20 protein-coding genes and 2 tRNA genes are annotated in these 25,876 nt (G+C 45.3%); 7 read left to right on the top strand and 15 right to left on the bottom strand.

Annotated elements, in window-relative coordinates:
- Positions 1-66: 66 nt before the first annotated feature.
- From gltB to J4N42_RS11565, 3 genes are all read left to right on the top strand, one after another.
- Positions 67-4,530 (top strand): glutamate synthase large subunit, encoded by a 4,464-nt coding sequence (gene gltB / locus J4N42_RS11555; protein ID WP_252028103.1) that lies wholly within the window; start codon positions 67-69, stop codon positions 4,528-4,530.
- Between the two features lie 19 nt (positions 4,531-4,549).
- Positions 4,550-5,962, top strand: a complete 1,413-nt coding sequence (locus tag J4N42_RS11560; protein ID WP_252028105.1) for a glutamate synthase small subunit GltD family protein — start codon at positions 4,550-4,552, stop codon at positions 5,960-5,962.
- 125 nt (positions 5,963-6,087) lie between these two features.
- The gene (locus J4N42_RS11565) at positions 6,088-6,516 is read left to right on the top strand and encodes a DUF1499 domain-containing protein (RefSeq protein ID WP_252028106.1); all 429 of its coding nucleotides are present in this window, start codon (positions 6,088-6,090) and stop codon (positions 6,514-6,516) included.
- Between the two features lie 75 nt (positions 6,517-6,591).
- Here J4N42_RS11565 and truB read toward each other — a convergent pair whose 3' ends face one another.
- The 12 genes from truB to rlmE form a co-directional block, all read right to left on the bottom strand.
- Positions 6,592-7,539: a tRNA pseudouridine(55) synthase TruB gene (gene truB, locus J4N42_RS11570; RefSeq protein ID WP_252028108.1), complete on the bottom strand. Its 948-nt coding sequence runs from the start codon at positions 7,537-7,539 to the stop codon at positions 6,592-6,594.
- Positions 7,539-7,952, bottom strand: coding sequence for a 30S ribosome-binding factor RbfA (gene rbfA / locus J4N42_RS11575; RefSeq protein ID WP_252028110.1), 414 nt, complete (start codon positions 7,950-7,952; stop codon positions 7,539-7,541). The genes truB and rbfA overlap by 1 nt, the downstream gene beginning before the upstream one ends.
- Before the next feature lie 104 nt (positions 7,953-8,056).
- The gene (gene infB / locus J4N42_RS11580; RefSeq protein ID WP_252028112.1) at positions 8,057-10,741 is read right to left on the bottom strand and encodes a translation initiation factor IF-2; all 2,685 of its coding nucleotides are present in this window, start codon (positions 10,739-10,741) and stop codon (positions 8,057-8,059) included.
- Positions 10,742-10,762: 21 nt separating this feature from the next.
- A complete protein-coding gene (gene nusA, locus J4N42_RS11585; protein WP_252028114.1) occupies positions 10,763-12,250 on the bottom strand; it encodes a transcription termination factor NusA in 1,488 nt (495 codons plus the stop codon).
- A 50-nt stretch (positions 12,251-12,300) separates the two neighbouring features.
- Complete coding sequence (gene rimP, locus J4N42_RS11590; protein ID WP_252028116.1) at positions 12,301-12,756, bottom strand: ribosome maturation factor RimP; 456 nt, start codon at positions 12,754-12,756, stop codon at positions 12,301-12,303.
- A gap of 210 nt (positions 12,757-12,966) precedes the next feature.
- Positions 12,967-13,043: transfer RNA gene (locus J4N42_RS11595), tRNA-Met, on the bottom strand.
- Positions 13,044-13,097: 54 nt separating this feature from the next.
- Positions 13,098-13,181 (bottom strand) — tRNA-Leu (locus tag J4N42_RS11600).
- Positions 13,182-13,214: 33 nt separating this feature from the next.
- Positions 13,215-13,547 (bottom strand): preprotein translocase subunit SecG, encoded by a 333-nt coding sequence (gene secG, locus J4N42_RS11605; protein ID WP_252028118.1) that lies wholly within the window; start codon positions 13,545-13,547, stop codon positions 13,215-13,217.
- Between the two features lie 262 nt (positions 13,548-13,809).
- A complete protein-coding gene (glmM, locus tag J4N42_RS11610) occupies positions 13,810-15,150 on the bottom strand; it encodes a phosphoglucosamine mutase (RefSeq protein ID WP_252028120.1) in 1,341 nt (446 codons plus the stop codon).
- A 41-nt stretch (positions 15,151-15,191) separates the two neighbouring features.
- Positions 15,192-16,022, bottom strand: coding sequence for a dihydropteroate synthase (gene folP, locus J4N42_RS11615; RefSeq protein ID WP_252028122.1), 831 nt, complete (start codon positions 16,020-16,022; stop codon positions 15,192-15,194).
- A 68-nt stretch (positions 16,023-16,090) separates the two neighbouring features.
- Positions 16,091-18,070 (bottom strand): ATP-dependent zinc metalloprotease FtsH, encoded by a 1,980-nt coding sequence (gene ftsH / locus J4N42_RS11620; RefSeq protein ID WP_252028124.1) that lies wholly within the window; start codon positions 18,068-18,070, stop codon positions 16,091-16,093.
- A 108-nt stretch (positions 18,071-18,178) separates the two neighbouring features.
- Complete coding sequence (rlmE, locus tag J4N42_RS11625) at positions 18,179-18,808, bottom strand: 23S rRNA (uridine(2552)-2'-O)-methyltransferase RlmE (protein WP_252028126.1); 630 nt, start codon at positions 18,806-18,808, stop codon at positions 18,179-18,181.
- 119 nt (positions 18,809-18,927) lie between these two features.
- Between rlmE and yhbY the strand changes: the two genes are divergently transcribed.
- The gene (gene yhbY, locus J4N42_RS11630; protein WP_252028128.1) at positions 18,928-19,224 is read left to right on the top strand and encodes a ribosome assembly RNA-binding protein YhbY; all 297 of its coding nucleotides are present in this window, start codon (positions 18,928-18,930) and stop codon (positions 19,222-19,224) included.
- A gap of 92 nt (positions 19,225-19,316) precedes the next feature.
- Here the strand turns inward: yhbY and greA are convergent, their stop codons facing one another.
- Entirely contained in the window at positions 19,317-19,790 is a 474-nt protein-coding gene (greA, locus tag J4N42_RS11635) for a transcription elongation factor GreA (RefSeq protein WP_252028130.1), read from the bottom strand.
- Between the two features lie 569 nt (positions 19,791-20,359).
- Here greA and J4N42_RS11640 point away from each other — a divergent pair.
- Positions 20,360-21,352 (top strand): porin, encoded by a 993-nt coding sequence (locus tag J4N42_RS11640; protein ID WP_252028132.1) that lies wholly within the window; start codon positions 20,360-20,362, stop codon positions 21,350-21,352.
- Between the two features lie 179 nt (positions 21,353-21,531).
- Positions 21,532-22,947, top strand: a complete 1,416-nt coding sequence (gene dacB / locus J4N42_RS11645; protein WP_252028134.1) for a serine-type D-Ala-D-Ala carboxypeptidase — start codon at positions 21,532-21,534, stop codon at positions 22,945-22,947.
- Here the strand turns inward: dacB and J4N42_RS11650 are convergent.
- Complete coding sequence (locus J4N42_RS11650) at positions 22,926-23,771, bottom strand: magnesium transporter (RefSeq protein WP_252028136.1); 846 nt, start codon at positions 23,769-23,771, stop codon at positions 22,926-22,928. The genes dacB and J4N42_RS11650 overlap by 22 nt on opposite strands.
- A 415-nt stretch (positions 23,772-24,186) precedes the next feature.
- On the opposite strand from J4N42_RS11650, the gene J4N42_RS11655 reads away from it, so the two are divergent.
- On the top strand, positions 24,187-24,588 hold the full coding sequence (locus J4N42_RS11655; RefSeq protein WP_252028138.1) for a YbaN family protein: 402 nt from the start codon (positions 24,187-24,189) through the stop codon (positions 24,586-24,588).
- 26 nt (positions 24,589-24,614) lie between these two features.
- Here the strand turns inward: J4N42_RS11655 and tyrS are convergent, their stop codons facing one another.
- Complete coding sequence (tyrS, locus tag J4N42_RS11660; protein WP_252028139.1) at positions 24,615-25,802, bottom strand: tyrosine--tRNA ligase; 1,188 nt, start codon at positions 25,800-25,802, stop codon at positions 24,615-24,617.
- Positions 25,803-25,876 lie beyond the last annotated feature (74 nt).

Here is a 25,876-nt window from a genome sequence, read left to right on the forward strand (position 1 = left end):
TAATAAGAATAACAAATAGTTAGTCATTTACTGTCTGGACGACAGCGAAGCAAAGGGAGAATTGCAATGGCTCTATATGATCCAAGTTTAGAAAAAGATAACTGTGGATTCGGCCTGATCGCGCATATGGAAGGCGAGCCGAGCCACAAGCTAGTTCGCACCGCAATATCAGCACTCGATCGAATGACCCACCGTGGCGGTATTGCAGCCGACGGAAAAACGGGCGACGGTTGTGGACTACTACTTCAAAAGCCAGATACTTATCTGCGTCTTATCGCCGAAGAAAACGATTTCAAACTCGGAAAACAGTATGCGATCGGCATGGTGTTTTTCAGCAGAGACCCCGTCAAAGCACAATCGGCTAAAGACATAATCAATAAAGAACTAGCACAAGAGACACTGACAGTTTCGGGCTGGCGGACAGTCCCTACTAATTCAGATGTTCTTGGCCCGATAGCTCTAGACTCAGTACCCGATATCCAGCAAGTTTTCATTTCTGCTCCAGCAGGTTGGAGAGAAAGAGACATCGAGCGCCGTTTGTACATTGCTCGCCGTAGAATTGAAAAACAGATTACTGACGATAGTGATTTTTATATCTGTAGCCTATCGACACAGGTTATCGTCTACAAAGGCCTATGTATGCCAGCCGATCTGCCAAGATTCTATTTAGACTTAGCAGACTTACGCATGGAATCTGCCATTTGCTTGTTCCACCAGCGTTTTTCCACCAATACGCAACCACGCTGGCCACTGGCTCAACCATTCCGCTACCTAGCGCATAATGGCGAAATTAATACCATTGAAGGTAACCGCCAATGGGCGCGCGCGAGAGCCTATAAGTTTGCCTCTCCATTGTTACCCGACCTGCAAACCGCTGCTCCATTTGTGAACGAAGTCGGTTCGGATTCTTCCAGCTTGGACAATATGCTCGATCTGTTTCTGGCGGGAGGCATGGACGTATTCAGAGCGATGCGTATGCTTGTGCCACCAGCATGGCAAAACCACCCAGATATGGATCCAGATTTACGCGCTTTCTACGACTTTAACTCTAAGCACATGGAACCTTGGGATGGCCCAGCTGGTATCGTCTTATCCGATGGTCGTTATGCTGCCTGTAACCTTGATAGAAACGGGCTTCGCCCAGCGCGCTACGTCATAACCAAAGACAAGCTCATCACACTAGCCTCTGAAGTCGGGATTTGGGATTACGCACCTGACGAAGTCTCAGAGAAAGGCCGAGTTGGTCCAGGCGAACTACTGGTGGTCGACACTCGTCGCGGTAAACTATGGCAATCGAGCGAGATCGACAATGATCTAAAATCTCGTCACCCTTATAAAGAATGGATGGAAGACAACGTTCATAAACTCACGCCATTTTCGCAAATGAGTGAAGAGCTCGTTGGACAACGCAGTTTCGATGAAGATCAACTCAAGACTTATCAAAAACAATTTGCGATGAGCAACGAGGAAGTCGATCAAGTGCTGCGTGTTCTTGGTGATATGGGTCAAGAAGCTGTAGGCTCTATGGGTGACGATACGCCAATGGCAGTATTGTCTTCCAAAGAGAGGCTAGTTACGGATTACTTCCGCCAGAAATTTGCTCAAGTGACGAACCCACCGATCGATCCATTACGTGAAAAACACGTGATGTCTTTGGCAACCAGTGTGGGCCAAGAAATGAATGTGTTCTGCGAAACGGATGGTCACGCCTATCGAGTCACGTTCGACTCTCCTGTATTGCTATATTCCGACATGCAGCAGTTGCTCGAACTCAGTGACAAACACTACCGAAATACGATCTTAGATATTAACTACGATCCAGAGCACACAGACTTAAAACAAGCCATCCTTGATTTGTGTGATAAAGCGGAACAAGTTGTTCGAGAAGGCACTGTTTTAGTTGTACTTTCAGATAGAGCACTGACCAAAGGGAAGCTTCCAATTCCCGCCGCTATGGCAGTGGGGGCAGTACAAACACGCTTAGCCGATGCAAGCTTGCGTTGTGATGCCAACATTATTGTCGAAACCGCGACAGCTCGAGATCCACACCAATTTGCTGTTCTACTCGGGTTTGGTGCGACCGCTGTCTACCCATATCTAGCCTATGAAGCTTTGGGTAAGGTCATCGATGATGGCGCCATTGATAAAACATATCGTGAAGTGATGCAGAACTACCAATACGGCATCAACAAAGGTCTGTATAAGATCATGTCGAAAATGGGGATCTCGACCATCGCTTCTTACCGTTGCTCTCAATTGTTTGAAGCTGTTGGCCTTAATTCCGATGTGGTTGAACTGTGTTTCAAAGGTGTGACAACACGTATTCAAGGGGCCGACTTCTCCGATTTCCAGCAAGATATCTATAATCTTTCACGTAAAGCATGGGCTAAGCGTAAACCGATCGAGCACGGTGGTCTTCTTAAATATGTCCATGGCGGTGAATACCACGCTTACAATCCGGACGTGGTCGGCACTCTGCAAACCGCCGTCAAATCAGGTGATACTTCAGACTATAAATCTTTCGCTAAACAGGTGAACTCACGCCCTGTCGCGATGCTACGTGATTTGATGCAATTGAAAAAAGCGGACTTTCCTCTTAGCTTAGATAAAGTCGAACCTAACAGTGAACTGTACAAACGCTTTGATTCCGCTGCTATGTCTATCGGTGCACTCAGTCCAGAAGCGCACGAAGCGTTAGCAACGGCAATGAACAAGCTAGGGGGTTACTCTAATTCCGGTGAAGGTGGTGAAGATCCTCGTCGATTCGGTACAGAGCGTAACTCTCGTATTAAACAGATTGCTTCAGGTCGTTTTGGTGTAACACCACACTACCTGACCAATGCTGATGTACTGCAAATCAAAGTGGCGCAAGGTGCAAAACCAGGTGAAGGCGGGCAACTTCCGGGTCACAAGGTAACGGCAGAGATCGCTAAGCTGCGCTATTCCGTGCAAGGTGTCACCTTAATTTCACCTCCACCACATCATGATATTTATTCGATTGAAGATTTAGCGCAATTGATCTTCGACCTCAAACAAGTCAACCCGAACGCTCTCGTTTCGGTCAAACTGGTCTCAGAGCCAGGAGTAGGTACGATAGCAACGGGGGTTGCCAAAGCTTACGCTGATTTGATCACCATATCCGGTTACGATGGCGGCACGGCAGCGAGCCCGCTGACTTCAGTCAAATATGCAGGTTGCCCGTGGGAACTAGGCCTAGCTGAAACTCAACAAGCACTGGTTGCCAATGGACTGCGCCATAAGATCCGACTTCAAGTTGATGGCGGATTAAAAACCGGTTTAGACGTGGTAAAAGCGGCAATTTTAGGTGCGGAGAGTTTTGGTTTTGGTACTGCTCCAATGGTTGCAATGGGTTGTAAATTCCTACGCATCTGTCACTTGAACAACTGCGCGACTGGTGTTGCGACCCAGGACGAAACACTGCGTAAAGAGTACTTTAAAGGCTTACCTGAGATGGTAATGAACTACTTTATCGGCTTAGCTGATGAGGTAAGGGAGCACTTAGCAGAGCTTGGCGTTGAGAAACTAACCGACTTGATTGGCCGAACGGATTTACTACAAACCGTAGAAGGCATGACCGCCAAGCAAAGTAAGCTTGATCTCTCTGGCATTTTGGAAGCACCAATCTCGCCAGAAGGTCATCCGCTCTATTGGACCGAGCCAAACGCACCGTTTGACAAAGCGCAGCTAAACCAAACGATTCTCGATGATGCCATCGCCGCTATCGAAGCCAAACAAAGTACAAACCTTTACTACGATGTCATCAATACCGATCGTTCGATTGGCGCTCGCCTATCAGGAGAAATAGCGAAACGTTACGGCAACCAAGGAATGGCAAGTTCGCCAATCAAGTTGCATTTGAACGGCACAGCAGGGCAATCCTTTGGTGTTTGGAACGCTGGCGGAGTTGAACTCTACCTGACTGGTGATGCAAATGACTATGTTGGTAAAGGCATGGCGGGCGGAAAAATCGTTATCAAGCCGCATCTAGGTACAGCATTTAGCTGTAACGAAGCAACCATTGTAGGTAACACCTGTCTGTATGGCGCAACGGGCGGTAAGATCTTTGCGGCTGGTACTGCCGGTGAACGCTTCGGTGTTCGTAACTCAGGTACTATCGCGGTTATTGAAGGCGCCGGTGACAACGCTTGTGAATACATGACAGGTGGCATTGTCGCTATCTTGGGCGCTACAGGGGTTAACTTTGGTGCGGGTATGACAGGCGGATTTGCTTATGTGCTCGACCAAAATGACGACTTTAATGGCCGAGTGAATACCGAGTCAGTCGAAGCAATTTCTCTTTCTGACTTAGCCATTCACCAAGAGCACCTTCGTGGGCTTATTGCCGAGCACCTCGACGAAACAGGCTCAGCCCACGCAGAAAATATCCTAGCGAACTTTGATGAATGGATTCCAAAGTTCTACTTAGTTAAACCTCAAGCAGCAGATTTACGCACCCTACTTGGCCACCAAAGCCGTAGCGCCGCTGAACTGCGCGTTCAAGCACAATAAATTGGAAGGAGCCTAAATTATGAGCCAGAACGTTTACCAATTTATTGATGTTAACCGTGTCGACCCAGCGAAGAAGCCGGTTAAGATTAGAAAGATTGAGTTCGTAGAAATCTATGAACCGTTTACCAAGCAGCAAGCGACAGCGCAAGCCGACCGCTGCTTAGACTGCGGTAACCCATATTGTGAATGGAAATGCCCAGTACACAACTATATTCCTCAGTGGTTAAAACTCGCCAATGAAGGGCGAATCATCGAAGCTGTGGAGCTCTCCCATCAAACCAACAGCCTGCCAGAGGTATGTGGGCGTGTGTGTCCACAAGACAGACTATGTGAAGGTTCTTGTACTCTAAACGATGATTTTGGCGCGGTTACTATTGGTAACATCGAAAAGTACATTACTGACAAAGCGTTTGAGATGGGCTGGAAGCCTGATATGTCCAAAGTAGAGTGGACAGATAAGAAAGTCGCGATTATTGGCGCTGGCCCTGCCGGATTAGCGGCGGCTGATATTCTGGTGCGCAACGGCGTTAAGCCAGTTGTTTATGACCGTTATCCTGAAATAGGTGGTCTGCTCACATTTGGTATCCCCTCTTTTAAACTCGAAAAAGGCGTCATGGAAAACCGTCGTCGAGTCTTCAGTGAAATGGGTGTTGAGTTCCAGCTGAACATCGAAGTAGGTAAAGATATTCAAATGCAGCAATTAGTCGATGACTATGATGCTGTTTTCTTAGGCGTTGGTACCTACAAAAACATGCGAGCTGGGCTTGAGAATGAAGATGCAACAGGCGTTTATGACGCACTTCCTTTCCTCATTTCAAATACCTACAAAGTTATGGAGCTAGAAACCAGCGAACCATTTATCGATATGGCTGGGAAAAAAGTTGTCGTTCTTGGTGGTGGTGATACAGCAATGGACTGTGTACGTACTTCTATTCGTCAAGGCGCTGACAACGTAATTTGTGCCTATCGACGCGATGAAGCCAACATGCCTGGTTCAGTACGTGAAGTTAAAAATGCCAAAGAAGAAGGCGTAAACTTCATGTTTAACCTCCAACCTTTAGGTATTGAAGTTGACGCTGCAGGCAACGTAACCGGAGTAACGGTTGTAAAAACCGCGCTGGGTGAGCCGGATGAAGCAGGACGTCGCCGCCCTGAACCAGTTACAGGAAGCGAACATACGCTTGAAGCAGATGCTGTCATTATGGCGTTTGGTTTCCAGCCACACACCATGTCATGGCTAGAGCCATTCGGGGTTGAACTAGACCAATGGGGCCGAATCAAAGCGCCATCAAAGCAAGAGTTTATGTACCAAACGAGTAACGCTAAGATCTTCGCGGGCGGTGATGCTGTTCGTGGCTCAGATCTCGTGGTTACCGCTATTGATGAGGGACGCAAAGCGGCTGAAGGTATTCTTGATTACTTAGAAGTCTAATACGCCCTAGCGCCTAAAATAAAAAAGGTTGATGTTTTACATCAACCTTTTTTTGTTTCAACATCACAAGCAACTTTGTCTTCTCTTCGAATATAATAAACAAAATAATGATAAGGAAATCACTCATGACCAGACTCTCCATAATCGCTACTTTCCTGTTTACGCTCACCGCTTGCAGTCAAAACTCGGTGAACATTCCCGATAGAACCAATGAACCATGCGGCGATAAGCCAAATTGCGTCTCAACACAGGACAAAAGAACAGATTTCAATATAGCTCGCTATCAACTTGCAGATAACGCCAATTTGAACGCTATCGAGCAAGTCGCGCTTACTCTTCCGGGAGCCGAAAGTGCCACTGTTCAAGGGAATTATCTGCGTATTGAATGCACGTCTACGGTACTTAGATTTGTTGACGATTTGGAATTGAAAATATCTGGGTCTCAACTCATTGTACGCTCTGAGTCACGTGTTGGTTATTCAGATTTTGGTGTCAACCGAGAACGGACTGAGCTATTACGTCAGAAGCTAAAAGACAATGGGCTGATAGAATAAATCACTTAACTGAATCGAATCACACTAAAAATAAAAAAGCCGAAGCAAACGCTTCGGCTTTTGCGATCTTAACACTTACTCAGCATCTTCACGGAAGACAACTAGGCGCTTTGGTGCCACCTTGCCATCATCATTCACTTCAGCAACACCGATGAATAGCTTCTCTTCGCCAGAAGTCATACGCAGCGGCGTGCCCTCTGGTGCGCCAAACACTTGCACTGGCATGCCATGTTGAACCAAATTGGTCAGTTCAGCATTGAGGTTCACTTCTGGTAAATCTTCTACAGCGGTATCCATAGGCAACAACAGAGGATCAAGTAGCTCTTTCGGTGCGACTTCATCACGATGTGCTTGCTCTAAAAGCTCGTTAAGTTGCTCTAGAGTGACCATCTTCTCGTACGGATATTTAGCAACCCCTGTACGACGCAACATGGTGACATGAGCTCCACAGCCGAGCATTTCACCGAGATCATCAACGATAGTACGGATGTAAGTCCCTTTTGAACAGTGGACCTCCATCTCGACTTCATCACCTTCAAAGCGATGCAGTACGATTTCATAAACCGTAATTTTTCGTGATTCTCGTGGTACTTCAATACCTTTTCGCGCATATTCATACAAAGGCTTACCTTGGTATTTCAATGCCGAAAACATTGAAGGTACTTGATCAGATTCACCGCGGAACTTATCAATGCACTCCTCAAGCTTGTCGAGAGAAACGTCTACCGGACGAGTCTCAACCACTTCTCCATCAGAATCCGAAGTATCCGTACGCTCACCTAACTTGGCGATCACTCGGTAGCGTTTGTCAGAATCCAACAAGAACTGAGAAAACTTGGTTGCTTCACCAAGGCAAATTGGCAGCATTCCTGTCGCAAGCGGATCAAGAGCTCCGGTATGACCGGCTTTTTCCGCAAAGTAAATACGTTTTACTTTTTGCAGAGCATCGTTTGACGAAATGCCCGTTGGCTTGTCGAGTAAGATAACTCCGTTAATTGGGCGACCTTTACGACGACGAGCCATTATTCACCGCCCTCTTGCGATTGTTCGTCTTCACGACCCGCTTCGTTTTGCTTGCGCTTATCTTCGCTAACAACTTCGCTTACAAGGTTTGACATACGCATACCTTCAACCAAAGTGTTATCGTATTCGAAACGGATTTCAGGCGTTAGACGTAGACGAATACGCTTACCAAGCATCATGCGGATATGAACTTCGTGTTCACGAAGTGCTTTTAAACATGATTCTGGCGTTTGCTCACCTACACATAGGAAAGTCACAAATACTTTTGCGTATGCAAGGTCACGTGACACTTCCACATCTGAAATGGTCACCATGCCCAAACGCGAGTCACGGACTTCACGTTGTAGGATCATGGCTAGTTCTTTTTGCAACTGCTGCGATACACGCTGTGTGCGGCTAAATTCTTTTGACATATCTTTTCTCTTATTAGAAAGAATGGGGGGATGGATAAATTCCAGCCCCCCATGGCGTATTCAACAACCAATCACCGACAGCTTCTGCCGGTCATTTTAGTCAATTAGTCTAGAGTACGTTTAACTTCAACAATCTCGAAGACTTCGATTTGGTCACCAACGCGAACATCATTGTAGTTCTTAACGCCGATACCACACTCGTAGCCGTTCTTAACTTCTTGAACGTCGTCTTTAAAGCGACGTAGTGACTCTAGTTCGCCTTCGTAGATAACAACGTTATCACGTAGAACGCGAATAGGGTTATTACGCTTGATTGTACCTTCAGTAACCATACAACCAGCGATTGCGCCAAGTTTTGGTGACTTAAATACATCACGTACTTCAGCAAGACCGATGATTTCCTGCTTGAACTCAGGAGCAAGCATACCGCCCATTGCTTGTTTCACTTCATCAATCAATTGGTAAATGATTGAGTAGTAACGAAGATCTAGGTTCTCAGTTTCAACTGCACGGCGAGCTGTTGCATCTGCACGAACGTTGAAGCCAAGAATGATAGCGTTAGACGCTGCTGCAAGTACTGCATCAGTTTCTGTAATACCACCAACACCAGAACCAACGATGTTCACTTTAACTTCGTCAGTTGAAAGTTTCAGTAGTGAGTCAGCAATTGCTTCAACAGAACCCTGTACGTCAGCTTTAAGAACAACGTTAAGCTCAGCGACTTCACCAGCAGCCATGTTCGAGAACATGTTCTCAAGCTTAGCTTTTTGCTGACGAGCTAGTTTAACATCGCGGAATTTACCTTGACGGTAGTTAGCAACTTCACGAGCTTTACGCTCATCACGAACTACTGTTGCTTCATCACCAGACGCTGGAACACCAGAAAGACCGATGATTTCCACAGGAATCGAAGGACCTGCAGTAAAGATTTCTTTGCCGTTTTCGTCGCGCATAGCACGCACACGGCCGTATTCTTGACCACAAAGAAGGATATCACCTTTGTTTAGCGTACCAGACTGAACTAGAACGGTTGCAACAGGACCACGACCTTTATCTAGACGCGATTCAACAACAACGCCCGATGCCATGCCTTCTTCTACAGCTGTAAGCTCTAGTACTTCTGATTGCAGAAGAATAGTTTCTAGTAGGCCATCGATGTTTGTACCCTGTTTCGCAGAGATGTGAACGAACATGTTCTCACCGCCCCACTCCTCAGGAATAACGTCGTATTGAGCAAGCTCGTTCTTAACGTTATCTGGGTTTGCATCTTCTTTATCGATCTTATTCACAGCAACAATCAGAGGAACACCAGCCGCTTTCGCGTGTTGGATCGCTTCGATTGTTTGTGGCATTACGCCATCGTCTGCAGCAACTACAAGAACAACGATATCTGTCGCTTGAGCACCACGAGCACGCATAGCTGTAAACGCCGCGTGTCCAGGAGTATCAAGGAAAGTGATCATACCGTTTTCAGTTTCTACGTGGTATGCACCAATGTGCTGAGTAATACCACCCGCTTCGCCTGAAGCAACGTGCGCTTTACGGATGTAGTCAAGAGTCGACGTTTTACCATGGTCAACGTGGCCCATGATAGTAACAACTGGTGCGCGAGGCACTGATTCAGCACTGTTATCACGATCAGATAGTACAGCTTCTTCAAGCTCGTTCTCTTTACGTAGGATAACTTTGTGGCCCATTTCTTCAGCAACAAGCTGTGCAGTCTCTTGGTCGATAACCTGGTTGATTGTCGCCATTGCACCCATTTTCATCATTACTTTGATGACTTCAGTGCCTTTCACAGACATCTTGCTTGCTAGCTCAGAAACAACAATCGTTTCGCCGATAACAACATCAGACTTAGCAACAGTCGCTGTCTTATCAAAGCCATGTTGCATTGAAGTTGGTTTAGCAAGCTTACCTTTGTTGCGACCTTTACCACGTTGGTTACGACCACCGCGCTCTTGATCGTTAGACTTGTTGCCTGCTTTCTTCTTCTTGCGACGACCGCCTTCTTCTTTGCGGTCTGCTGCGTCTTCAGCTTCGCGAGCGTAAGTAGAAGTCGTTACATGGTAGTCAGAGTTTTCTAACTCTTTCTTCTTCTTCTCTTCTTCACTCCAGCGAGCTTCGTTTTCTTCAGCAAGTTTACGTGCTTCTTCAACAAGCTTTGCAGCTTCTTGTTCAGCTTTACGCTGCGCTTCTTCTTCCTGACGACGTTTTAACTCATCAGCTTCTTTTTTCGCTTGTTCGTTAACGTCTGCATTTTTCGCATTCATTTCTTTCTTAGCCTTTTCAGCTTGTGCGCGTTTAGCCTTTTCTTCAGCGTCACGTTTTGCATCCGCTTCTCGTTTCGCTTTTTCATCGGCTTCGCGCTGTGCTTTCTCTGCAGCTTCACGTTTCGCTAGCTCTTCCGCTTCGCGTTTTGCTAACTCTTCCGCTTCACGCTGTGCTGCTTCCTCAGCTTCACGCTTGGCTTCTTCTTCGATAGTGCTGCGCTTCACATAAGTGCGCTTCTTACGCACTTCTACTTGAACATCTTTACTCTTACCACCACCAGCTGCAACACTTAGAGTGCTACGAGTCTTACGTTGAAGTGTTAATCGAGTAGGTTCAGATTCGCCCGACGTATCGCCGTGCTCCTTTTTCAGGTGAGTAAGAAGCTTTTGCTTCTCTTCATCTGAAACTTGGTCGTTACTTGCTTTGTTCATGCCTGCATCAGCAAGTTGTTCAATCAAGCGGTCAACTGGTGTACCAATCTCTTCACTTAGAGCTTTTACCGTTAATTCTGTCATTCCGCTTCCTCCTTGCTGATATTATTCTTCGTCGCCAAACCAACAGATGTTACGTGCAGCCATGATTAGCTCACCTGCGCGTTCTTCTGTTAAACCTTCGATGCCTTCAAGCTCATCGATGCCTTGGTCTGCTAGGTCTTCTAGAGTTGCTACGCCTTTCGCCGCTAGTTTAAATGCCATTTCACGCTCTAGACCTTCTAGGCCTAGTAGGTCGTCAGCTGGCTCAACACCTTCAAAAGACTCTTCTTGAGCAAGTGCTAGCGTAGTCAATGCGTCTTTCGCGCGGCTACGTAGTTCTTCAACTAGCTCTTCGTTTAGGCCGTCAACTTCTAGAAGTTCATTTACTGGTACGTAAGCCACTTCTTCTAGCGTAGAGAAACCTTCTTCAACTAGCATTTCAGCAAAGTCTTGCTCGATATCTAGGTGCTTCATGAAGTTTTCAATCGAAGCTTGAGACTCTTCTTGGTGTTTCTTCTGTAGATCAGCAACTGTCATTACGTTCAGTTCCCAGCCTGTTAGCTGAGACGCAAGACGTACGTTTTGACCACTACGGCCAATCGCTTGTGCTAGGTTATCTGCTTCTACCGCGATATCCATAGAGTGTGCATCTTCATCAACGATGATCGACGCTACGTCTGCTGGTGCCATTGCATTAATAACGAATTGCGCTGGGTTATCATCCCAAAGCACAATATCAATACGCTCACCGCCTAGTTCACCAGAAACCGCTTGTACACGTGCACCACGCATACCAACACATGCACCAACAGGGTCGATACGACGGTCATTTGTCTTCACTGCGATTTTCGCGCGAGAACCAGGATCACGAGCAGCACCTTTCAGTTCAATTAGCTCTTCACCAATTTCAGGTACTTCGACACGGAATAGCTCAGCCAGCATTTCAGGCTTAGAGCGGGTGATGAATAGTTGGAAACCACGCGCTTCTGGTGCAACTTTGTATAGCAAACCACGTACGCGGTCGCCTGGACGGAAGTTTTCACGTGGAAGTTGGTCATCACGTAAGATAACTGCTTCAGCGTTGTTACCTAGATCTAGGATAACCGTATCGCGGTTAACTTTCTTAACCACACCTGTCACTAGCTCACCTTCGTTATCGATGAACTGCTCTACAATTTGTGCGCGCTCAGCTTCACGTACTTTCTGTACGATAACTTGCTTAGCCGTTTGAGTCGTAATACGGTCAAACGTTACTGAATCAATATCGTCTTCTACGAAGTCACCAACAGTCAGTGTTTCATCTTCGTATTGTGCCGCTTCTAAAGAAATTTCTTTAGTTGGGTTCTCAACTTCTTCAACCACTTCCCAACGACGGAATGTGTCGAACTCACCAGTTTTACGGTCGATAGCAACACGAACATCGATTTCGATTTCGTGTTTTTTCTTAGTTGAGGTTGCTAGTGCAATTTCAAGCGCCTCAAAAATACGCTCACGAGGAACAGCTTTTTCGTTAGAAACTGCCTCTACTACCGCTAAAATTTCTTTACTCATTTTAATCTAGCCTCTTAAGCTTTTTTCTCTAGAGTTGCGTCTCTAGAAAATTAAAATTTAGGGATCAGGTTAGCCTTTGAAATGTTGCTAAGAACAAACGTTTCTTCTTGTCCATCAACAACTACTGTGATGTTTTCACCGTCTACAGAATGGATATCACCTTTCCATTTACGACGGTTGCCCACAGCCATTTTCAAAACGATGCTTACCTCGTGACCAATAAATTGCTCATAGTGTGCTGCTTTGAAAAGTGGTCTCTCAAGACCTGGTGAAGACACTTCTAAGTTGTACGCCACAGAGATTGGATCTTCTACATCCATTACTGCACTCACTTGATGACTCACTTCTGCACAATCATCAACGTTAATGCCATTTTCATGGTCGATGTAGATACGTAGCGTTGAATGCTCGCCTGCACGAATAAATTCTAATCCAACTAACTCGTAGCCAGATGCTGCTACAGGCGCATCAAGCATTTCAGTAAGTTGTCTTTCTAAACCAGTCATTTAAACCACTCCAGAAACAAAAAAAGGGCATAGAGCCCAATTTAAATTCCAAGCAAACACCTAAACCTTTCAAATGAAAAATTCAGATAACAAAAAACCCCGATAGTCGGGGTTTTTTGTTGCTGGACCCTTATATGTTAAACACCCAATGATGCTTAACTCACAGTGAAGAGTCACTGTGCAAACTTGTCCACGAATCCTGTAAGGATTTGGTTGCGGGAGCCGGATTTGAACCGACGACCTTCGGGTTATGAGCCCGACGAGCTACCAAGCTGCTCCACCCCGCGTCCGACTTGTGAGCATTATACGCTCAACAAGGTGATTTACAAGTTTGTAAATAATGGTGCCGAGAGAGGGACTCGAACCCTCACACCTAAGGCACTAGCACCTCATGCTAGCGTGTCTACCAATTTCACCATCTCGGCAGCTAAATCTATTTAATCGCTATAGAAAATAGCTTATTGAGGAATTTCGTCACCCGTTGGGGCAGGAATTTCACTCGCATCATCAGCTTGCTGGATAATTTGACCTTGAGAAGGGTCTACCCACTGTGACTCGGTTTTATGCGTAGACATATTACCTAACACTAAGCTAAGGATGAAAAATACAGTTGCAAAAATTGCAGTCATTCGGGTTAGGAAGTTTCCTGAGCCACTCGCACCAAAAACAGTGTTTGAAGCGCCAGCACCGAATGAGGCTCCCATATCTGCGCCTTTACCTTGTTGAATCAACACAAGGCCAATTACACCAAGCGCTGCCAACAGGTAAATCACAAGTAGAACTGTAAACATAATTTCCACCTATGTTCCAAATTGTTGAGCCAGCGCCGTTCTGCTTCTTTGCCGAGGCAAATATTAAGAACAAGGCTAGCGACCTCCTAACTGAAGGCCGAGCAATACTAGCGAAAGCCAGTTACTCTGACAAGCGGAATTTAATAAAAAACACCAACTTCACAACCAAACGGTCAAAAAAGGGGCAAAAGTGCAAATCACCCTCTATAAGCAAACGAAAAGAGCCCTGTAGGGCTCTCAAGCGCAATTACAGTGAAAAAGCTTAACAATTAGCTCTAACTGCATCAGCAATTTTGGTTGCGGATGATTGTACCAGTTCAGCGTCTTCACCTTCTACCATCACGCGCAGTAGTGGTTCAGTACCAGACTTGCGCAGTAGAACGCGCCCCTTCTCTCCCAGCACAGCTTCAACTTCGGTTACCGATGCTTTTACTGCGTCGGCTTCTAGCGGGTTAGAATCACCACTGAAACGAACATTTTCTAACACCTGAGGGTAAAGAGTCATACCTTGAGACAACTCATTCAGTGTCATGTCACTGCCTACTACTGAAGCAAGAACTTGCAGCGCCGCCACAATAGCATCACCTGTAGTCACTTTATCTAGCAAAATGACGTGACCTGAGTTTTCAGCGCCAATCTTCCAGCCTTTTACTAGAAGCAGCTCCATCACGTAACGATCACCAACAGCAGCACGGACAAATGGAATTCCTAATTGCTTAAGTCCATTTTCCATACCTAGATTGGTCATTAATGTACCGACAACACCACCTTTCAGTTCACCACGACGTAGTGCATCACGCGCGATGATATAAGCGATTTGGTCACCGTCGACTTTATTGCCTAACTCATCCACCATAATGATTCGGTCACCATCCCCGTCGAAGGCTAAGCCTAAGTGCGCTTTTTCTTCAACGACTCTTTGCTGTAACGCTTTTACATCGGTAGCACCGACTTGATCATTAATGTTGGTGCCATTAGGTTCGACGCCCATCGCAATCACTTCCGCACCCAATTCACTGAATACAGCAGGTGCAATATGGTAAGTTGCACCGTGTGCACAATCCACGACGATTTTCAGACCTGCAAGGCTCAGATCGGAAGGAAAAGTACTTTTACAGAATTCAATATAACGACCAGCGGCATCATTTAAGCGAGTTGCTTTACCAAGCAAAGCTGACTCGACACACTCGATGTCTTTATCTAGTTCAGCCTCAATCGCTAGCTCGATATCATCTGGCAGCTTAGTACCCTCTGAAGAAAAGAATTTGATGCCGTTATCGTAGTAAGGGTTATGAGATGCAGAAATCACAATTCCCGCTTCAGCACGGAAAGTTTGTGTTAGATATGCCACTGCAGGTGTTGGCATAGGCCCAGTAAATGTCGCTTTTAGGCCCGCTGCTGCGAGTCCAGCTTCCAGCGCAGACTCCAGCATGTAACCTGAGATGCGGGTGTCTTTACCAATAATAACTTTCTTCGTCCCCTGCTTAGCTAATACTCGCCCTGCAGCCCAACCAAGCTTAAGTACAAAATCTGGTGTAATTGGATATTGGCCTACTTTGCCTCGTACACCATCTGTACCAAAATAACGTCTTTTATCAGACATAATGTATTTCCTTCTTATTTAGCGAGAACTTCAGTCCTGCGTTAAAGGTTATTCTGAGTTGTTTGTATTATTTTCATCGCTTCCAACGTTTCTTCTACGTCGTGAACACGAATAATCTGTGCGCCTTTCATCGCAGCAATGGTAGCGCAGGTAACACTCGCCACCATACATTCAGCAGGAGCCTTATCGAGCAACTTAAAAATCATTGATTTACGTGACATACCAGCTAACAGCGGAAAGCCTAATTGATGGAATTTTTCAAAATGCGCGAGTAAATGATAGTTATGCTCAAGTGTTTTACCAAAACCAAACCCTGGGTCGAGGATCAACTGACTTTTCTTGATTCCTACACTTTCACATGCCGCTACCCTATCCTCAAGGAACACTGCAATATCATTCATGATGTCTTGATATTCAGGGTTGGACTGCATGGTTCTTGGTTGCCCCTGCATATGCATTAAACACACAGGTACACCAGTATCAGCAGCGACTTGCAATGCACCTGGCTCTTGCAAAGCACGTACATCATTGATGATATCGGCGCCAGCTTCAATAGCTTGGCGCATTACTTCCGCTTTACTGGTATCAATAGAGATCCAAACACCATGCTTTTCTCGAATTGCTTTAATGATGGGTACGACACGCTGTAGCTCTTCCTCAAGGCTAACATCAGGTGCGCCTGGGCGAGTCGATTCACCACCAATGTCAATGATACTAACGCCAGCTTCTATCATATTCTCTGCTTGAGTGAGTGCGTTCTCAAGTGAGTTATATTTGCCACCATCAGAAAATGAATCAGGCGTAACATTCAAAATACCCATGACATGTGGGTGAGATAAGTCTAATTGTTTTTTGTTGGATTCGATAATCATGGTTCTTCCCCTAAACCAAAACACAAAAACCCCGAGTCGCCTCGGGGTTTTATTGGTTAAGCTAGCGTTTACTCAGCGTCTTTCTTGTCCGCTGCTTCTTCAGAGCTTACTTCTGCCTTTTGTTCAGCTTGCTCAGCTTTAGGCTCCGCTTTTTTCTCGTCAGACTGTTTCGATTCTACAGAATCAGATTCCGGCTTCGCTTCTTCCGCTTTCGGTTGAGATTGCTCTCCCCAGCCGGCTGGCTCGCGAATGTCCGTTTTACGTTCCATCAGGTCATCAATCTGACCAGCATCGATGGTTTCGTACTTCATTAACGCATCTTTCATCGCGTGCATGATATCCATGTTATCTTCAAGGATCTGCTTAGCACGGTCGTAGTTGCGGTCAATGATCTTACGGACTTCATCATCAATCAACTTAGCTGTGTCATCAGACATATGTTTAGTCTGAGTCACGCTACGGCCTAGGAATACTTCACCTTCTTCTTCTGCATACAAAAGAGGACCAAGTTTTTCAGAGAAGCCCCACTGAGTAACCATCTTACGCGCAATATCAGTTGCACGTTCAATATCGTTAGATGCACCAGTCGACACTTTATCAGCACCGTAGATAAGCTCTTCAGCTAAACGGCCGCCGTAAAGGCTTGAAACCATAGATTCAAGGTGTTGGCGAGACATACTCACACGGTCTTGCTCTGGCAAGTACATAGTCACACCTAGCGCACGGCCACGTGGAATGATAGACACTTTATACACTGGATCATGCTCAGGCACCAAACGACCAACAATCGCGTGACCCGCTTCATGGTACGCCGTCGATTCTTTGGTCTCTTCAGACATAACCATAGAGCGACGTTCTGCACCCATCATGATCTTGTCTTTCGCCAGTTCGAACTCAACCATAGAAACGTTGCGCTTGTTGCCACGAGCAGCAAATAGTGCGGCTTCGTTTACTAAGTTTGCAAGATCAGCACCAGAGAAGCCTGGAGTACCACGAGCAATTAGAGAAGGCTCTACATCACCTGCAAGAGGCACTTTGCGCATGTGTACTTTAAGAATCTGTTCACGACCACGCACATCTGGTAGACCAACAACAACTTGGCGGTCAAAACGGCCCGGACGCAATAGAGCAGGGTCAAGTACATCTGGACGGTTAGTTGCAGCGATAACGATAATACCTTCATTACCTTCAAAACCATCCATTTCAACGAGCATTTGGTTAAGGGTTTGCTCACGTTCGTCGTGACCACCACCAACACCAGCACCACGCTGACGACCTACTGCATCAATCTCATCGATAAAGATGATACAAGGCGCTGCTTTTTTCGCTTGTTCGAACATGTCACGTACACGAGATGCACCAACACCTACAAACATTTCTACGAAGTCAGAACCCGAGATTGTGAAAAACGGTACTTTTGCTTCACCAGCGATCGCCTTAGCAAGTAACGTTTTACCAGTACCAGGTGGACCAACCATAAGAACACCAGTTGGGATCTTACCGCCAAGCTTTTGGAAACGGCTAGGGTCACGTAGGTAATCCACCAGCTCTTTCACATCTTCTTTAGCTTCATCACAACCCGCTACATCTGCAAACGTGGTTTTGATTTGTTCTTCGCTCATCATACGAGCTTTGCTCTTACCGAAAGACATAGCGCCTTTACCGCCACCGCCTTGCATCTGACGCATGAAGAAAATCCACACACCGATCAGTAAGATCATTGGGAACCACGAAATGAAGATAGTGCCTAGCAGGCTTTGTTCTTCAGGTGGTGTACCTTGAACTTTTACATTCTGGTTGATCAGATCATCAAGTAGCTTCTGATCATAAACAGGCATGTAAGTGACTGCCTTGGCGCCACCGCCACGACGGATAAAAGTGATTTCCTCACCTTTAAACGTTGCTTCTTGAATCTGGCCGTTGCCAACTTCCTGTACAAACGTGGTGTAATCAACTGCTCTGCCGTTGTTTTCTCCAGGGCCAAAGCTCTGGAAAACTGACATCAAAACTACAGCGATAACAAGCCACAGAATTAAATTTTTTGCCATGTCACTCAAGGTGTAAGCCTCGCGATAACTAATTGTAATTAAAGGTAGGGTACTACAGTTTGTAACCTGTAGCTATAGTGTTAACTTTTGCTATTTACAGCAAAATAGTTAGCCTTTGTAACCAGAGGCTACAATGAAAACTTCTCTTGAGCGAGCCCTTGAGGAGTCTGGTTTTCTAATTTTCACGACTTTAAACATGTCACGTACTTCTTTGACATATTGGTCGAAGCCTTCACCTTGGAAAACTTTAACCACAAAGCTACCATTAGGTGCCAGAACTTGTCGACACATATCTAATGCTAGTTCAACCAAGTACATAGCACGAGGTTGGTCTACCGAAGAGTTACCTGCAATGTTAGGCGCCATGTCTGACATCACAACATCGACCATGTTTGGTTGGATTCGCTCAAGTAATGCATCAAGAACCGATTCTTCACGAAAATCCCCTTGCAAGAAACTGACTCCAGCAATCGGGTCCATCGGCAGTAAATCACACGCGATGATTTGTCCGCTTTCCCCTATTACTTTAGCAGCATATTGAGACCATCCCCCTGGCGCAGCTCCCAAATCGACAACTGTCATTCCTGGAGCTAACAGTTTGTCTTTACTTTGGATTTCTTCCATTTTGAAATAAGCACGTGAACGATAGCCTTTCTTTCTCGCTTCATTCGCGTATTTATCATCAAAATGTTCTTTCAACCAGCGTCCAGAGCTGGCCGAGTGTTTCTGTTTACTCATTCGATTCCTAACTAAAACGCCTCTACCCGATAAAGTATGGTAGAAAATATAGTCTTCCGAGATAGATGGCGTTAAAATGGTATTTTTCAACCCTAATAGTAAATAAAATTGGCCGCGTAATGAACCTAAGCACCAAACAAAAGCAGCATCTAAAAGGCCTAGCGCACAGTTTAAAACCTGTAGTGCTTATGGGCGCAAATGGACTAACTGAAGCTGTTCTAGCGGAAATCGAAATCGCACTCGATCACCATGAGCTAATCAAAATCAAAGTCGCATCTGAAGATCGCGAAACTAAGCTATTGATTATTGATGCTATTGTTCGTGAAACTAAAGCAGAGAAAGTGCAAACCATCGGAAAAGTACTGGTACTATACCGCCAGTCTGAGCAACGTAAGATCGAGCTTCCACGCAAGTAAGCTTTCGCTTTCCAAATGGTAAAAAAGGTCGCAATAGCGACCTTTTTAATTTCTAACAACACCGAATGGCTGATTTAGCAGCCTGCTTTCGATTACTTGTATTCTACTTTGTCGATTTCAAAGTCTTTGTCACCGCCAGGGGTAGAAATAACGACTTCGTCACCTTCCATTTTTCCGATCAAGCCACGTGCAATTGGTGAGCTCACCGAAATACGACCAGACTTAATGTCAGCTTCATCGTCGCCAACGATTTGGTAAGTTTTTTCTTCATCAGTATCGACATCGATCAGGGTCACTGTAGTACCGAAGATAACTTTACCTGAGTTTTCCATTTGGCTAACGTCGATGATCTGAGCTACAGAAAGCTTGTATTCGATATCACGGATTTGCGCTTCACAAATACCTTGCTCTTCACGCGCTGCGTGATATTCCGCATTCTCTTTTAAGTCACCCAGTTCACGCGCTTCAGCAATAGCTTCTGAGATTTGTGGGCGAAGTTTTAGTAGTCGGTCTAATTCATCACGCAACAGTTGTGCGCCACGAACAGTCATTGGAACTTTTTCCATTTTATACCTCTATGCCAACGTTCCACTTTCAATATTGGAACGATTTGGACAATATAAAACCACCCAATACTCAGATTAGGTAGCTTATTCGCTTATCGATTTGGTTTAGTGTAAACAATGTTGGCGTCTAAATCACTCAAATTAATCTCACGTGATCTTAATTCAAAATATTCCGACCTAAAAACCGCCTCTGACTACAAAGCAAACAGTACCCTAGGAGCACAAGTACGATAAGAAACATATTTCACCTAAAAAAAGATAAACCTTGCGCTATTACCCCTATTATCAACAATGAATACAAGCCATTTAAAATCAAACACTTGATATTTTTACCCACCCAATAAAACACTGTTCATAAGTCTGATTTATATCATTTTACTAACTCATTAGTGAACTTTACGGTAGAAATTGAATGGCTAACATCACCGAAATTAGTCTTATAAATCATAGTTCTGACATAAATCTTACATATGAAACTTGATTAATTCGTGTGATGAGAAGAGGATAGCGCCTGCAAAGGAGATATCCCTCGCAAAACTATTTATGGACAGTAAATTAGGACTTATAAAATGAACAACAAAACTCTGATCGCTCTAGCAGTGGCAGCTGCAGCAGTATCAACTGGTGCAAGCGCAGCGAACGTATACAGCCAAGACGGCACAGAACTAAACGTCGGCGGTCGTGCGGAATTCCGTGGTGACTTCATCGGTAACGGTGGCGAAGAGATCGAAGGTACAATGGCTAATAACAGCCGTTTCCGTCTAAACATCGGTGGTACTACTCAAATCAACGATTCACTAAGCGGTTTCGGTTTCTACGAAGCTGAACAAGGTGTTGTTTCTAATGGTAGCAACGATCCTGAAACTGATTTCAAACAGCGCTACATGTTTGCAGGTCTACAAGGTGACTTCGGTGCAGTTTCATTCGGTCGTCAAGATACTGCAGCAGTACAAATCTCACAAATGTCTGACGTAACTACCTTTACTGGTGCTCAAAAAGAGTTCATCGATGCAGGTAACGAGCAGATCAACAATACTATTCTTTACACTGGTGACTTCGACGCTTTAACTGTTAAAGCTAACTACGTTGCTGGCACTTCAGATAGCTCAGACAGCTACGGTATTTCTGGTATCTACACACTACCTATGGGTCTAGGCTTCGGTCTTGGTTACTCTGCAGGTGACAATGTCGACAACGACGGCTCAAGCAACGCAATCATTGCTGGTATTAACTACACACTTGATTCTCTATACCTAGCAGGTACTTACACTACTGGTGAAACTGATGACCGTTACAGCTCAGATTTCAACGGTATGGAATTTGCAGCAACCTACGGCTTCGGTAACGGCTTCACTCTAATGGGTGCTTACCAAAAAACTGAGTACGATGTAGTTGGCCAAACTGTAGACCAAAGCGATTTCTTCGAAGTTACTGGTGACTACGCGTTCAACAAGAACATCAACGCATACGTTGCATACATGCTAAACAACATGGATGAAAGCTCTGTAGGCGCTAAAGACGCAGAAGACACTCTACGTTTCGGTCTAAAATACTCTTTCTAATCAGTTGACGAACCTCTGTTCTTAACTTGATGACTAAAGGTCTAGCGATTGCTAGACCTTTTTGTTTTCTGCAATAAAATGCATTGCTGACTAGCCCGATTGAGCTTCGCTCTTTATACTGAGTTCACAGTTTCATAATGAGCTCGCAACGCCTTGCCGCTCCCCTTACGGATTCTTCTATGCACAAGCTACTTGTTTCTCTGGCAGCGCTATTTTCTAGTGTAAGTTTCGCCTATTCACCTTTAGATACTCTGCCAACTGGAACGAGAAGTAGCCTGATCCTAGAAAGCCTGTCATCCCCGCAGCCAGAGCAACAACCCGAGCTTTCTCAGCAGCTGTTTCCACCAGCCAGCACACTAAAACTGGTCACTGCACTTGCAGCAAAATTAGAGTTGGGTGATGAGTTTCAGTTTGAGACCTCTATAGAGGCAGCCGGCAAAGATTTAGTAATACGCTTTAATGGTGACCCTACTCTGAAAACTAAAGATCTAGAGCTGCTATTGTCGCAAGCCAAGCAGAAAGGCGTGAGTCATATTGATGGGGATTTATGGCTTGATAACAGCCAGTTCACTGGCTACGACAGAGGTGTGGGCTGGCCTTGGGACATTTTAGGAGTGTGTTACAGTGCACCAGCCAGCGCGATCACGTTGGACGAAAACTGCGTACAAGCGTCTATTTATACTCAAACAGACGGTCATACCCGGGTATACGTGCCAGAGCAGTACCCAATTCATGTGTCCACTCAAGCTCGTACCGTTACCGAAACCGAGCAAGAGAGCACTCAATGTGATTTAGAGCTACTGACGTCACCAAATAACCACTACCAGCTTAATGGCTGCCTAAGAGAACGTAGCAAGCCGCTGCCGCTCAAATTCGCGGTACAAGACCCTGCACAATACAGCACGCGTATGGTGTATAAGTTATTGAACAAACTTGATATTGCTTTAAAGGGGGAAGTAAAGGTTGGTTCACCAGAATCTTCAGATAATCAAGTTTTAGCTACCCATTACTCACCTAAACTTCCTCAACTACTTGAGACGATGTTGAAAAAATCGGATAACTTGATTGCCGATAATCTAACCAAAACGCTTGGTGCACATTTTTATATTCAAGCGGGAAGTTTTAGCAATGGCACAGAAGCGATCAAACAGATCATCTTCTCCAATACAGCAATCAATCTTGAACATAGCCAAATGGCTGATGGTTCAGGGCTATCACGTAATAACCGCTTAACGCCTCAAGACATGGCTCATGTACTGCGCTATATCTGGCAACATGATAAGGAACTTGGCTTGATTAAACTGATGCCAACATCAGGTGAATCTGGCACTTTGCAATACCGACGCAGCATGCGCAAGGCGCCAATTAAAGGCCAAATCATTGCCAAAAGTGGATCGCTATACGGTAGCTATAACATGGCTGGTTACGGGTTAGATAAAAATGGCCAACCACAGTCTCTGTTTGTTCAATTTGTTACTGACTACTACCCAATCAAAAAGAGCGACGGCCCTGCGGTCGTCGCTCCTATTACTCAATTTGAAACCTTGTTCTACCAAGATGTGGTTCAGTTTAGTCAGGCTAAGCCTAAGAAGTAATTCACTACTGTAAAATAGATCCACATACCCGATATATCGACAATAGATGCGAGCACTGGACTCACAAGCACTGCTGGGTCCAATTTGCATGCACGAGCCAGTATAGGTAGCACTCCCCCAAGTGTGGTTGAAATTGTTACTTGAATGAACAGTGCCACCGCAATCGCCAGCGCAATCGTATCAATATCAAAACCACCAGCGGAGCTTGAATCGCTAAACATTAGAATGCGCGCCACCATCACAACGGCGATCGCAAACGCTAAGCAGATTGCTACTCGGCTCTCTTTCCATAACACCAGCATCCATTGCCGTTTTTTCAGTTCCCCGGTAGCAAGCGCTCGAATTACAAGCGTTGCTGCCTGAGTCCCCGTATTCCCCCCAGCTGCTGCAATTACAGGCATGTATACAGCTAGCAAAACCAACTGGCTGAGGGTGTCTTCGTACTGAGCGATGATCAGTCCAGAAACAATCCCCAATAACGCTAGCGCTATGATCCAACCAATTCTCTGTTTAACGTGTTCAATAACACTGGTCGTAAGATAGCCCTGCGCTGTTTCTACTTCCGAGTGAATCAAACCTAGCTGGTGCGCATAGTGACGAGCGCGCTTGTCATGGCCTTCACTTTCCAAGTGACTGATCAATTGCTGCACATAACCCACCGAGCAGTGGTGTAAGATTGCCACCGCCTCTTCAATTGGCATGACTGTCAGAAGTTGAATTTGTTTTTCGTGTTCGTATTGCAAAAATGCATTACGCGCCGCACCGATCTCTTCTTGAGAAAAGTGAGGCGTATTTTCAATGTAGTTATTGCTCATTACCGTCATGGCGAATCTCCCGATTGGCAAAGGTAACGACCATCAAACAGCAAGAAATAGACACTATAACGCACCAAAAACTTACGTAATCACTACGTAGCCTTGCTGTCAAAATCTAGAATTTTAAAGGAGAAAAAGAATAGAAAGGGAAAACTAAAGAAGATGCCCTACCGCAATGGTAGGAGCGGAGATCGCCAATACCGAAGCGGATTATTTTTCTCCCTTCATACTAGGGGGATGGTCGGTATTGTTCATAGTTATCTCCAAAAACACTGCTCAAATAGCAGCGCGCGTATTCTAACAAAAGCGCCAAGTTAGAACAGCTAAAATGTGTTTAGTTTTGTTAATAATTTGCCAATTCGAGTAATGCTAGCCAATACTTGAGTAGTCACTCTCTGTTTGGCTAGAGATAACACCCCACATTATGAATACAAAAAGAACACGACAAGAAATAAAACGTAAAGGCTATATGTGCGTTGGGTGGACCTGTGTCATTCTTGGGTCTATTGGTATTACAGTGCCGCTGCTTCCAACCGTTCCCTTTATTCTACTCGCTCTATACTGCTTCGGCTGTGGATCACCAAAGTTTCAGCTTTGGCTATTAGAGCATCCAAGACTTGGCCCAATTGCAACACGGCTTAAAAATAATGACGGATTAACACGAAGAGAGAAAATACAATCTTTGGTGCTCATTTGGCTATCAATGGGCAGCGTATTTTATTTCATCGCCTATGGCTCTCATTGGCAATATGCCATCGCAGCCCTACTTTTATTCGAAACTTGGTTTATCCTTCGCTTTAAAACAAGCGAAAAAAAAGCGCCATAACGGCGCTTTTTCTTTTTATATTTAAATTACTTAATCGTAATTCGAGCAAACTTACGTTTACCCACTTGGAATACATATGTGCCGGCTTCAGGAGTAAACTTCGAGTCAGCGACTTTCTCACCTTCAATCTTAGCTGCGCCTTGCTTAACCATACGCATCGCTTCTGAAGTAGAAGAGCATAGGCCTGCTTCTTTTAGAAGATTACTCACCGGTAGACCTGCATCAAACTCAAATTCAGGCATTTCGTCTGGGATCTGGTTCTTCGCAAAACGGTTAACGAACTCTTGTTCAGCAGCATCTGCATCGGCTTCAGAGTGGAAGCGAGCGATGATCTCTTTCGCTAGCGCAACTTTCACGTCACGTGGGTTCTTACCCGCTTCAACACCAGCTTTAAGCTCTGCAATCTCTTCTAGCGGACGGAAAGATAACAGCTCGTAGTAGCTCCACATAAGATCATCAGAAATAGACATGATCTTACCGAACATTTCGCTCGGTGCTTCACTTACACCAATGTAGTTGTGTGCAGACTTAGACATCTTCTTCTCGCCATCAAGGCCAACAAGAAGAGGCATAGTAAGCACAACCTGAGGTTTCTGACCGTGAGCTTTTTGCAGTTCACGCCCCATTAGTAGGTTGAATTTCTGATCCGTACCACCAAGCTCTACGTCTGTTTCCATTGCTACTGAGTCATAACCTTGTAGGAGTGGATACATAAACTCATGGATAGCAATTGGCTGGCCGCCTGTGTAACGCTTTTTAAAGTCATCACGTTCAAGCATACGAGCAACAGTTTGGTTAGCAGCAAGACGAATCATACCTTCTGCGCCAAGCTCAGAAAGCCACTCAGAGTTGAATTGAATCTTTGTTTTTGCTGGATCAAGAATTTTGAACACTTGCTCTTTATACGTTTCAGCATTACGCAAAACGTCTTCACGAGTCAGTGGTGGACGAGTAGTGTTCTTACCTGTTGGGTCACCAACCATACCGGTGAAATCACCGATTAGGAAAGTCACATCATGGCCTAGCTCTTGGAAAGCACGTAGCTTGTTCAAGATAACCGTATGACCTAGGTGAATATCTGGTGCTGTTGGATCGGCACCTAGTTTGATGCGAAGAGGACGTCCCTCTTTCAGCTTAGCAATCAGTTCTTCTTCAGGAATTAGCTCGTCTACACCGCGCTTAATTTCAGCCAGTGCTGCTTCAATGCTCGCCATTCTTGTTCACTCCCACAGATTTGGCAAAAATATGATAATGGCCCATCTTACTTGAATAGCGATGTTTTTTGAAA

Origin of the sequence: Vibrio sp. SCSIO 43135, from assembly GCF_023716665.1 — a bacterium.
Taxonomy (GTDB): Bacteria; Pseudomonadota; Gammaproteobacteria; order Enterobacterales; family Vibrionaceae; genus Vibrio; species Vibrio paucivorans.